Below are 12,500 nucleotides of genomic sequence, written 5' to 3'. Positions count from 1 at the left end.
GCACCGATGAACAAAAAGTAGCTATAGGGCTGGGAGTAATTGGATGAGATTGCTAGTCAAATTGAAGTTCAACACTACTCGAAGTTACTCTAAATAAAGCTAACGGTACCTATGCCCGACCGGCCAAACAATCGCAAAAGTGAGTTAAGCAAGCACTAAAGCCTCTTCTAAGCAATTTTAATTAAACAATATGATTGCTAATAAGAATGGCTAAAAAGCTCTGCAAATAGGAATTATTATCTAGTGCTTTTAGAACTTATATAGCAAAGACTCACAATGATATTAATTATTAAGGGAGAGTAAATATTAGTAGACAAACAAGTAAAAGTACTATGTATTTTGAGTTTACACAGTACTTTTTGTCATTACTTATTTGGGTTCATTAAATTCAAGACTTTTTTGCTAGGTTATTAGTATCTAAGTCACTCAATAATTTGTGAAGTTTGGATTGAGGTTATCTTTTTATTCTTACTCTAAGGATTAACTAATTATGCCATACTTTTAGTCTTTCTGATAGATTACTTTAGTCAACATTATTAAAACTTACAGATTTTATTAATCCTTGATATATCAATACTTTATAAAGATGTATTAAAGATTATTATATACACAGAAAAATTGTATATGCGCTTAATCAAGTGATCAAACAATTCGTTGATATGGTAAGGTTTATCGATGACTTATATATATATTATTGAAGTGATTATTTTTGGCCTTACTCCGGTAATTTGTTTGGTATTGGATAAAAAACTGAATGGATAATTATAGAAGGAGCTTTACAAAGTTCTATTTTTCGACTTGGCGTTAATATACATAGATTATTTCGTAATAAGAAATTTAAAATATTATTTCCTAGTATTCCACCAAAATGAAAATTACGTTCAGAAAAATCTAGACAGGAAGTTATCTTGCTTTGCTTTATGTCATAAAATTTATTAAAGACAAATTCCCCCTTTTTGGTAATATAGTAATCAACTTTATTAGAAGTAGATATAAAATGTTTTGCTTCAGCATATTTAAAAATACTAATGCCCAACTGACCGCCAAGATGATTTAAACATCTTCTCGCAGTGCGTAAATTGTTTATATTTCTTCTCTTAGCTAGCATTCTATTACTGTCATTGCCTAATTTAGACGTATTATAGTTTGTTCTATTTTTGTAATACTTTCGACCATAAAAAGATAGTGAAATGATAGTTTCATCAATTTGAAGTTGTTCAGCTACTAGCATTTTATTTAGATGACAAACCTTTGATATTTCATTAACAGTTAGCTATTTATTACAGGTAAGTGCACTATTAATAGTTTTCATTTACTAACACCTCGCGTGAATCTAAGAAAATCAGGAACTAAGTCAAAAATTCGGTTAGTTATTTGATAAAGGACGAACTTCTTTTGCTTAGTAGTTTGTAGTAGATTAGCATCTTTTAATATTTGCAAATGCCTAGATACGGTGGAAGTACTTAATGATAATAGTTGGGATAACCCCTGTGTGGTGCAAGGTGATTTTGAAACAGTTTTTAGTATTTGGAGTCTGGTTGGATCGCTTAGAGCCTTAAAAGTTGACAACAATTCTTTAGGAGTGTAGATTATATCATCTCTTCTTTGAAGCCCGTAAGTAATAACTATGCCATTTTTGAATGTATCAACAAATAGGTGAGGCCATATAAAAAAACTTGGTATTAGCATTATTGTGTCAGTATCTTTAAGGTTAATTTCACGTTCAAAAGGTTTATTAATGATCAAGGAGTCTTTTTTCCAATGCATACGATCGACTTGTAATTCGTTTATAGCAAATCTAATACCATGATTGTTAATTGATTTTGCACACATTTTAATTTCTTGAAACAATATTTTAGCGATATTCTCTTTTTTCCAAATTGTAGAAAAGATATTGTTATTGTATTTAATAATAAAGTTAATGAAACGGTCAATAATAGGCTGCGGGTTACTCTGAAGATCCTTGATAAGAGATGAATTTTGGTTAAAAGAAAAGCCCTGCCACTCAAGTCCCTTAGCTAGAATTGGAATAAATGAATTACTTCTTTCATGCTTTAAGGTGATCAATTCATTTATTAATTCATTGATGTTGTCTTGCTTAGTTAGGAAAGAGTGGACTATAGATAACTCGTTTTCTAAGTTACCAGTATTATATTGAAAATTACAAAGTATTGTAGAAGGGACGCCTAATTCATATATTGGGCTGAAATAGTACAAACTATTAATGTCTTCTTCATCTAAAAGTTCTATAGCTTTTAATGCCCAATCTATAACTAGACCATGGTGCCTAGGATTCATCAGAACATGAAGGCTTCTAAGAAGTTCGTTTAGAGGCGAGTAAACAAACTGAAACCTTTGAGTAAGAGTTTCGTCTGTAACAGTAGAGTATTTACTAAAATTTATTTTAATTGTCATATTATCCTTCTCGATTCGATATTTTTCGAATTGTTTGATTGTTAATTGCATTGATACTAACATAATTAGCATATTCCAAGCAAGGAGGATTATTAACATGAATACAGAAACTAAGGATAATTTAGTAATTGCAGTGGCTGGAATAGGAATGTTATTGTCAACGCTAGATACAGGGATTATTAATGTTGCTTTACCGTTTTTTAAGGCTTATTTTGAAACTACGGCAAATATCACAGCTATTGCAGTTACTGGTTACACTGCTAGTCTTGCTGTCTTTATTTTACCTTTTGGATTACTAAGTGATAAGTTCGGCAAGTTAGTTTTTTCGTATATTGGTTTAATACTCTTTGGAATTAGTTCATTACTTTGTGGCTTTTCTACTAATATTCAAATGTTAATTACGTTTCGGATTTTACAAGGAATTGGTGCAGCTGCATTGCAGGCGACGTCTGCCTCTTTAATCACTACTTTAGTTTCTAAAGAAAAATCAAGTTCCGCAATTGGAATCTTAGGGATTATGATTGGGCTTGGACCCATACTTGGACCTTCTTTAGGTGGATTATTATTATCTTTGAATTCTTGGAAAGGAATATTCTGGTTAAATATTCCATTTATAATATTAGGAGTTCTATGTAATCAGAAATTAATTAGGTATATATCAGAAACTAAATATGCTAAAACTGTCGATTATTCTGGAAGTCTTATTAACGGATTGTTTGTAGTCTTGCTTATTAGTGGATTATCATTGCTAAGTTCGCTTACTAGTATTGGAATGGTGCTGATAATTTCCAGTTTGTTAGTTATGGGTATTTTAATTAAAGTAGAAAAAGATCGAAAAACTCCCATTATTGATGTGATGAATCTTATAAAAAAGAGATCATTGCTAATTTATTTGTACGAAACGATGGCATTCGGCTTTGCTTCAGCTATAATCTTTTTAATGCCACCTTATCTATTTGAAACCGTTTTTAAATTAAATTCGGGTTTAACAGGAATATTGGTGCTGGGAGCGCCCATAGGTTTAGTCTTATTTTCTAGAATATCTAGTGCGCATAATGATGGTTTAAAGGATAACTTATTTTCTAAGTATGGATTAGTTATTATCCTTTGTTCTTTCCTATTATTACTTATGTATCAACCATTTTTACCATATATTTTAGTTACAATTTGTTTATTTGTTTATGGTATTGGTGGCGGATATTTTCAACCAGCAAATATATCTGCGATCATGAAGACTACTGATATCACCTCACAAGGCAGTATTGGTTCTCTTCAAAGAATGATTCAAAATGTTGCTATAGCTATTGGAACGGCAGTAGGTTCACTGTTTTTAAATATGTGGTCTAATAAAATAATGACGGCAATTAAATTTGGATGGATTACTGCAGGCGGTTTGATAGTACTTGCAATAGTTTTAGAATTGGTTATAGGTAAAAGAGCATTAGATAATTAAGAATGAGTTCATAAAATAGACATTGATAATAAAAACTGCAGAGTTAGATATGTAAATTTCTACTATTTTATTAAGACTATTTTAAAAATTAGAAGGCAGGTACTACGAAATCACAAAAATCGTAGTACCTGCCTTTACTAATAGTGAGAGGATTACTCCCTATCAAGGTTAATCAAGCCTAAAACATTCTTTGATACTTGTTCAGCCTTTTCATCATCCATGTTATTTAGAGTATTCCAAAGTTTTCTTTGGTAATAACCCATTTCAGCCTCATCAATTGAGCCATTTGCCAGTTTATCCATACTTGTTTTTAGTACCTCCGCTATTGATAGTAGCGTCTTAGCACTGACATTATTAGCAGTTCCAACCTCTAATCGAGAAATATAGTTAATTGATAATCCAGTATTATTAGAAAGTTGTTCTTGTGTAATACCAAGTGCATGGCGCCTGGCTCTGATGTTAGCTCCTAGATTGTTCATTTTGAAGCCTCATTTCTTAGTTTATATCTATCGTATTTGACATAAAACACGAAAATAAGGCACTTAACTTGTTATTTCTCTACACTTATACGCACATATAAGTGTAGATGTAAATTTGATGTAACTATTATGTGATTAGATGTTATAATATCCATGTATTAGTTGATGGAATTTAGAAAGTTACACTGAATAAACTATATTAACGTTTAATGCAACAACATTTTTGAGAAAATTATAAAACCATCAACAACTACAGCTGAATAACTTTAAAACTAAAAAACACCAATTAAGGGTGTCGGGGGAGTAGTTAGAATGAATAAAAAAGAAAATGCACAACTTAGTCGTATCGCATACCGTAACCAACTTAAGTCCCACAAGAAGCTTTACAAGTCTGGTAAGAACTGGATGGCTGCTACCTTGTTAACAGCAGGAGTTATTGGTGGAGTAGCATTTGCAGGCAACACTAATGTTCACGCCGATGCAACAACTCCAGCTCAAGATACGGGGACTATTGAAGCACCAGCACAGAACAGTGAATTGCAACAAGCACAAGCTGATGCTCAGGCTCAGCAAAAGGCAATTGATAATGGTAATGCTGACTTAGCAAATCAACAGCAACAATTGTCTAACTTGCAAAGTCAACAAACTGCTGCTCAGCAAGCATTGGATCAAGCAAAGCAAGCTCAACAACAGGCAACTGCTAATGATCCAGCTGTGCAACAAGCACAAGCTGATTATAACAAGGCACAGCAACAAGTAAATGGTCAAACGACTAAGGTTGAAGAAGATAATAATGCTGTACAACAAGCACAAAGTGAAGTTGATAAGGCTAATGCTGAAGCACAGCAACAGCAACAAGAAGCTGATCAAAAGGTGCAACAAGCACAAGATACTGTTAAGCAAAGTATTAACCAAACAGTTGAAAAGACTAAGCAAGATGACCAAAATAAAATCGCCCAGCTTGAAAACCAAGGCAAGGCTCAAGCTAATCAGCAATTAAATGATCAGATTAGTGATGCAAATGGTCAATTTACTGACGCACAAAATAAGGTAAATGATACTAATTCTCAAATTAGTAATTTACAAGGGCAAGTGCAGGATTTACAGAATCAGCAAAGTTCTTCACAAACTGACTCTAATATTAAGCAAGTTCCTAATGGTTATATTGATTATTCAAAATCACTTTTAGAAAATGTAAGTCGTAATAATTTATGGGCGCCAGCTGATATGAATGCTAATGCTAATGGTAATATTGTTGAACAAAATCTTTATATTAGTCCTGATAATGATAAAGGCAATTTGAATTATGCAAATCCTAATCATGGTGTTAATACCTCTCTTTCGCAGTATGATAATTACTATTCTACTAAATTTGATGGTGTCAATGGCAAAATTGGAATGACAGATGCTCAAAAACAAGAATTAGCTATTCTAATGATGAACCAAATTAATCATGCTCGTGAGCAACGTGGATTAAAGCCATTTACTATGACTGAACAAAAATATAACCAAGCACAAATCCGAGCTGCTCAACCAAGCGCAGAAACTTTAACTCATAGTGAAAATGATATTGTAAGCGCATTTGGTCAAGATCAGTATGAGAATTTAGCTTATATTCCTTTTAGCGGAACAACAAATATGTTATCATTATTATCCGATGCTGATAGTACTCTTTCTTCAATGCTTAACGCAGATGCATCTAGTGATTGGGGACACCGTGAAAACTTCTTAATGGATACTGGAGATTTAAGTTATGACGCAGCCTTTGGTATTCATCTGACTAGTGACGGTCAATATTATGTCTTAACATTTGATTACGATGGACCTGCTCACAATAACACCCCTAACATGATGGATCGAATTGCTAACTACGCCGCAATGGGGCCAATCACTCCGAGTGCAAATACTGTTGATAACAGCGCTAAGATTAATAACTTGAATAGTCAAATTAATAATTTAAAGAATGCTTTAGCAAGCCAACAAGCTGAATATAATCAAGCTCAAGCAAAGCTTCAAGATTTACAAGCAAAGAAGGCTAATGTTCAATTCGACCTTAGCCAATTAACAGCAAGTCAACAAGATGAGTACAACAAGGCTAAGGATGACTTGGCTAACCTTGACACTTGGAAGAGTAATCAATTAGCTAATATTAATGAAAATTCCATTGTTAAAAATGCTCAATCTGAAGCTACTCAAATTAAGAATGCTGCTAACCAAAAGGTTAAGGATGCTAAGAATGCTTTTAACAATGCTTTAAGTGTTAAGAAGCAAGACGAAAAAGATTTGAAGAGCCTTGAACAAGATTTAGATGCTAAGCAAACTAAACTTGATAAGGCAAAAGCTAAGGTTAGTGCAAATACAGCACAAGCTGTTAAGAATGCTCAAGCTAAGTTAGACAGCATAAAGAATCAAATTAAAGACTTAAATAATAAGATTGCTACTACTAAGGCAAATATTAGTCAGGCACAAGTATTACTTGCTCAAGCTAATAAGAAGATTCAAGATTTGCAAAATGCTACCAATCCATCAACTCCTGCTAAGGGTGATGACAATAAGGGCAGTGAAACACCTACTCAACCTGCCAAGCCAGATGAAGGTAACAAGGATCATGGTACTACACCTGCTAAACCTTCCAACCCATCAAAGGGTGATGATAAGGGAACAACTACCACTCCAACTAAGCCATCAACCCCTACTAAGAGTGATGACAACAAAAATGGTGAAACGCCAACTCAGCCTACCACACCTGCAAAGCCAGACACTGGTAACGCATCAATTTCTAACCAAGCTGGTCATAAGCCTGCTAAGTCTGATAGTAGTGAAGCTACTAAGACTGCTACTCCTGATAAGCCAACTATTGTTTTGCCAACAACTGGCAGTGAAAGTGCTACAAGTGCAGGATCACAAGGTCAATACATTAATGTTGTATCTAAGGACACTGCAAAGCCACAAGCTGGTATTGAAGCTCCTGTAGTAGAAACCATCAACGTATCATTTGGCACTAAGACTGAACCAATGACACGTGAAGAATACAAGGCGCAACAAGCCAAATTGCCACAAACTGGTAACGAAAATAGTAAAGCTGTAATTGCCTTGGGTGTACTGAGTGGTATGTTTGGCCTTGGCTTAGTTGCTAAAAGCAAAAAGGAATTTTAAACTAGAATAATGATTGCATAATAATATGCATATTCTCCGAAAACATGGGGCGTTGAATTTTTGTGTTCTTTCACAACGCTGCATGCTTTTTTAGCTTGAAAAAATTTTGCTGAATAAAATTAAACATGGAATAACAACGTTGGGAAGTGTGATTCAACAATTTTAATAAAGAAAGGACACACGATTATAATGTTAAGAAAACATTTACATGAAATATATATGACAACCCAAACGGTATTTGTTAAAAATATCGATTATGTATTAAAGGCCAATGATAATGCGTGAAGGACAATTACGGTTATCAAATAGTTGCGGTTGTTTTAACTAGTCATACTATTGAACAAGTTGACGATGAAATCGAAAAGTTAGAGATTACCCATCAAGAAGATCAATTTAAAATTAAAGACTTGAAGAAGCAAAACGAGATCTTGCAAGTACGTCTCGACCTTTAGAATATGGTAAGCAATAAAGATTCTTTTCCGTTTAATTAAGTTATATAGCTAAAAAGGTGCTTCCTAGAACTGTATTGGTTTTAGGAAGCACCTTTTTTGTATTTAATTATTGTTGGCTTGACGGTAGTATTGCATTTGATGGTAACAGTAATTGACTGCCTTGGCATTATTAATTCCTGTTCTCTTCATTATGTCACTAGGAAGCGAATAACCATAGTAATCGCACATATACTCAATGTTGTCTTCAGCCCCCATCAGCCATAATAAAGTCATCACTTAGATCGTCGAATGAAGCCTTTGGAAAATTGATGTCTTGTACTTGTAGTCAAGTAGTGTGACCGTAAAAAGTAATTGCTTTATTAAAAATAATTTGAACCTCATTCTTGTATTCTTTAAATAACGATGTTTTAGTAACGTCGTTTGGATCAATGCTATTTAACCAACTCTTCATAGACCACTAAATGGATTCTAGCTCTACGCAAAACATGAATCGCTGCTTGGCTTTAATTGTTGTTTTATTCGGTACAATGTGGATTTTGAAAGATGGAATTTAGCCTCTGTTTCACGATATGTATGAGATTGGAGATATTTGTAAGCCTGCCGATATTGTCCGGTTATAACACGCTTATTGCGACCACCAACGTTTATTAGCCTTTGGTAGTTTGCTTTTCGGCTAGCTTTTTGTCGATGTAGCATATGTAAGTAACTAGTGTATTCTAGATGAGACAATTGGCAAGCAAAGAACCAGTCTTCTATTGAGCTGTTAGCATCATATTCAGCTTCATTTGAATTCAGCTTGATACCTTTGTCTTCAACTAAATACATCAAGCTAACTAGTTCGCGAACGTTTGAGTATAAATTATAGATGTTAGCAACAGTAATAATGTCGCCTTCATTCACAACATTGGCGAGAAGGTAGTTAAGGGTAAAGCGTCCCTTGCACTTACCAGTAAACTTGTCCATGAATATTAAATCAGGATCAATACCCCACTCCAGTACATTTTTCAATTGATTTAAAAGACTATCGTTTTCATAAATATCATTAGAATAACCAGCAATATAACCATATTCCATAATAAGATCACCTCATATAAATAATTGTTAATATGTGGTTATTCTATTGTAATTATTTTTTAAGAATAAGGATTATATAAAGGAAGGACTGGATATAATAAATGCGAAAACAAAGAACGTATTGCATGGGGCTTATTCCCATTGTGTATTGTATGTTGTGATTCCTTGTTGTTACCTTTATAACAGCGTTTACAACTCTTTGTTAGTCCCATTATTATTTTTCCATGCTTGGGATGTTCAGTAATTCTTATGGTGTTAATTACTTACAAGTGCTGTTGTTAGTTTCTTTATTATTGTACTTGTTTCGTTATGTGTGTAAAAATTAATCATTTTGCTATTATGATAACAAAGTTAATAATAAAATGAAGTTGGATGGATTCATTAATACACATATATTGTATCAATGGTTTTTCCATTTGTATTATATATTGTGATTGTCCCACAAATGGCTTTATATTAAGCTTTTTACTGGTTCTGCTTTCCCAAAGTTACTTTGATATCTGCTGGGTTATTATTACACCCACTTTAACTTACCAATTCACCTTTCAAGTAGATTATGCAATTAGCTGCTATTTAGTAGAAAAGATTAATCACAATAAAAAGAAAAGGTAACTTTTTCAATACCATAGCTTGTGATTACTTGCTAGTGCCTGTTATATCAGTGTTTATAGTCGATCCATCATTCCCAGGTTTTGTGTTTCTTTCTTGGGGGACTTTTTACAATTATCTAGTGTTCCTCTTACTTAATTTATACCGTAATCGTTATTTAGTCATTTTGTAACTTAAGTTAGTTTATTTTGTGATACATGGCGCATTGCTCTTATAACAATGTTTTTGCAATGCTTTTGTACTACTATCGTTCAAAAAACTACTGCGTATGTTATCAGTTAGCTCGAAGTCCCGAATGATACTACTAATATGTAAATTTTATGATGCCTTATAAATAGCGATATATAGGCATCTATAGGTGTTTGCATACCATAGGCAAGTCTTAATTATCTGAGGGGGAGAAATTAATCTTATTTTGGGCAATGTATTTTTTTGCGTAATAATAATATCAGCAACAAGTAGAGAAAAGCATTAAAGGTATGGAATGAAAGAGGGAAAACACTAAAGGGACAAAGGAATATGCATAACAGAATAATGAATACAATGGGCTTATCCCATTATGTATATTGTTTTGTGATTATTCATAAATGCCTTTAATTCAATGGTTATTATTACTTTAGTTAGCCCTTATTGTTTTCTTTTACTTTGGTGTTAATGAAAATAATATCTGTTTTAATTTTCATTTTGTATATTATTTCTGTTGCTTATTTATCATATTAATAATGCGGTATAGTTGCTGTCTTGAGATACCATTTTCTTTAGCTAACTGGGTTTTGGATGTGTAATTGTTTGTCAGATATTTTCTTCTAATGTTTTCAAACACTAGTCGTCCTTCTCTGTTGTTTGAGTAAGGTGCATATTTTTTGCTTCTTCCCCTGTATGTGCCTGCCTTTCTTGCTTGCACAATTCCTTGTCTTTGACGTTCCCTAATTTTTTGCCTTTCGTTCTCTGCAACAAAGCTCATCAAGTTGATTGTAATATCAAGTAAAAACTCATCGACTAATTTGTTTCCTGAATTAGAAATAGGGAAATCATCAACTACTAATCGAACTTTCTTGTTCTTCAATTGTTGTACGAGTTTTTTGATGTCGCTATAGTTTCTACTTAGTCGATCTAGACTTGCAATCTCGACAATATCTCCTTCCCTAATGTAATTCAGCATCATCTTCAGCCCTGGACGATCAGTGTTTTTACCACTTTGTTTATCTGTAAAAATTTTATTTGCATGTACCATTTGTGCTTTAGCCAATTGCCGACTAAGATTTTGATCATTACTACTTACTCGTGCATAGTATATTATTGCCATATTTATTAATTCCTTCCTTGAATTGAAATGTTACATTAATTGTGACAATTGTATTGCCGATGACATTGTAACTCTGCATGTCTCAATGAAGTGTACCCTATTGTGACAAATTGCCAGTGAATAATGAAAAAAACAGCTAAGAACCATAATGATTCTTAGCCGTTTTTTAAGTCGGCAAAAATAATATAGTAGCCGAAATTAAAATGATATATTATTTTGAATTATATAGAAAGAAAGAAGACGAGAGTTTGTGTAATTTCAATATTGTTGTAAAGAAATTTAATATAAGCCAAATTATTGTACACCTAGAATTGATAGTAATTTAGATATTAAAAAAAGATTGTTAAGAAAAAATATTAGAAATTAGATGATAGTAGTAATGACCTTAATAATTCGGTTAGAAAGGAACTTTTAAATATGATTAATAATTTAGACTCAAAAGAAAATAGTAAAAAGGAAACTGCTTCCATAAGTTTAACAAGAAATGCACATGATACGGTACGGGCCTTAGCAATGGTTAAACAGGAGCCTACAATAAAACAATATATCAATGACATGATAATCAATGAAATAAATAATCTCGATGCGCAGGATTATCAGAATTTTAGGCTGTTGTTTCGATTGATTAAAAGTCAACGAACTAATTAAATAACCTGAAGTCCAAAAAGCAGGCTCATTACTGGTATTAGTATTGAGCCTGCTTTTTAGAAAATAACAAATTAATTATTTTAAGAAAATCTTAATATTTTAATTATAAATAAAATTATACTTTGAGATTAAAGATATAAAGTTAAAAATTATTTCTAGACATTCATTATAATATATTATAGCCTAATTATCAAGGATTTTGCTAAAAATAATTTTATTTTGTCAAAATTATGTTTATAATAAAAGCGTCAAATAAAAAAGTTGAAAACCATTGTTTTGGACGACACCGATTTTCAACCAACTTCATTTAGACTATCCAAACCAAAACAGGAATGAATAAGTAATAAGTATAGCTTCAATGCTTATTACATAATTAATTATACTATTTTTTATTAATCATGTAAATTGATTGCTTCCTCCTGGTATCTGTCAAGTTTTCATAGGTAGCCTTTAAATATGCAGTTTTAGTGGGTTAGCGCCTTTAAAAGTTGTCCCATTGGTCTACTTGTGGCAGTGTTAATCGGGATTGTTCCTTGCACTGCCCCGACTGATGACTTTATTGGTGCTTTTCTGAGAAACTCTCCAGTGCGAATATGCATTTCCTGTAATAGGCTTGTTTGAGCTACTCGAGGAAGAACAGTTAATTGTTCTAGAATCGTATTTAGACTAGCTTGTAGTTTATTATTCATTCGGGCTTCAATTAATCCAACCATCGCTTTAGCCCCTTGCTCAGTCCATGACTTGCCCTGTTTCTTCATCCGGTAAGTAAAGGCCCGGTGAGAACTTTCGACTGAACCGATTAAATGAATTTCCTTAAATCCGCGCCTTTGTGGTGAGGGGATATACTGCCAATTCCTCTGTAGATACTTTCTTAAGTGCATTAGGTCGTCTGTTTGTTTTTCCGTTAG

The 12,500-nt window shown here is 32.9% G+C and carries 9 protein-coding genes and 1 pseudogene; 3 read left to right on the top strand and 7 right to left on the bottom strand.

Going from position 1 to position 12,500, the window contains the following annotated elements; all coding sequences use genetic code 11:
• Positions 1–715: 715 nt before the first annotated feature.
• Complete coding sequence (locus tag H5S39_RS05320) at positions 716–1,231, bottom strand: hypothetical protein (protein ID WP_220477063.1); 516 nt, start codon at positions 1,229–1,231, stop codon at positions 716–718.
• Between the two features lie 77 nt (positions 1,232–1,308).
• On the bottom strand, positions 1,309–2,415 hold the full coding sequence (locus H5S39_RS05315) for an ArsR/SmtB family transcription factor (RefSeq protein WP_182596976.1): 1,107 nt from the start codon (positions 2,413–2,415) through the stop codon (positions 1,309–1,311).
• A gap of 97 nt (positions 2,416–2,512) precedes the next feature.
• Here H5S39_RS05315 and H5S39_RS05310 point away from each other — a divergent pair, with 97 nt between their 5' ends.
• Positions 2,513–3,868 (top strand): MFS transporter, encoded by a 1,356-nt coding sequence (locus H5S39_RS05310; RefSeq protein ID WP_182596977.1) that lies wholly within the window; start codon positions 2,513–2,515, stop codon positions 3,866–3,868.
• 152 nt (positions 3,869–4,020) lie between these two features.
• Here the strand turns inward: H5S39_RS05310 and H5S39_RS05305 are convergent, their stop codons facing one another.
• Entirely contained in the window at positions 4,021–4,347 is a 327-nt protein-coding gene (locus H5S39_RS05305) for a helix-turn-helix domain-containing protein (RefSeq protein ID WP_182596978.1), read from the bottom strand.
• 312 nt (positions 4,348–4,659) lie between these two features.
• On the opposite strand from H5S39_RS05305, the gene H5S39_RS05300 reads away from it, so the two are divergent.
• Both H5S39_RS05300 and H5S39_RS05295 read left to right on the top strand, forming a co-directional pair.
• Positions 4,660–7,503, top strand: a complete 2,844-nt coding sequence (locus H5S39_RS05300) for an SEC10/PgrA surface exclusion domain-containing protein (protein ID WP_182596979.1) — start codon at positions 4,660–4,662, stop codon at positions 7,501–7,503.
• A 281-nt stretch (positions 7,504–7,784) separates the two neighbouring features.
• The gene (locus tag H5S39_RS05295; protein ID WP_182596980.1) at positions 7,785–7,955 is read left to right on the top strand and encodes a hypothetical protein; all 171 of its coding nucleotides are present in this window, start codon (positions 7,785–7,787) and stop codon (positions 7,953–7,955) included.
• 102 nt (positions 7,956–8,057) lie between these two features.
• On the opposite strand, the gene H5S39_RS05290 is transcribed toward H5S39_RS05295, so the two are convergent.
• The 4 genes and pseudogenes from H5S39_RS05290 to H5S39_RS05275 form a co-directional block, all read right to left on the bottom strand.
• On the bottom strand, positions 8,058–8,231 hold the full coding sequence (locus tag H5S39_RS05290; RefSeq protein WP_182599957.1) for a hypothetical protein: 174 nt from the start codon (positions 8,229–8,231) through the stop codon (positions 8,058–8,060).
• 198 nt (positions 8,232–8,429) lie between these two features.
• Positions 8,430–9,029 carry a recombinase family protein gene (locus H5S39_RS05285; protein WP_182596982.1) on the bottom strand — a complete coding sequence of 200 codons (600 nt, stop codon included), beginning with the start codon at positions 9,027–9,029 and terminating at the stop codon, positions 8,430–8,432.
• Between the two features lie 1,300 nt (positions 9,030–10,329).
• The gene (locus H5S39_RS05280) at positions 10,330–10,944 is read right to left on the bottom strand and encodes a recombinase family protein (protein WP_182596983.1); all 615 of its coding nucleotides are present in this window, start codon (positions 10,942–10,944) and stop codon (positions 10,330–10,332) included.
• 1,112 nt (positions 10,945–12,056) lie between these two features.
• Positions 12,057–12,500 (bottom strand): annotated as a pseudogene (locus tag H5S39_RS05275) (UPF0236 family protein); the annotation flags it as partial.

The sequence above is a fragment of the Limosilactobacillus rudii genome, assembly GCF_014145455.1.
Taxonomy (GTDB): Bacteria; Bacillota; Bacilli; order Lactobacillales; family Lactobacillaceae; genus Limosilactobacillus; species Limosilactobacillus rudii.
Note: the sequence above shows the minus strand (reverse complement) of the source record. Positions and strands in the feature narration are given on the sequence as shown.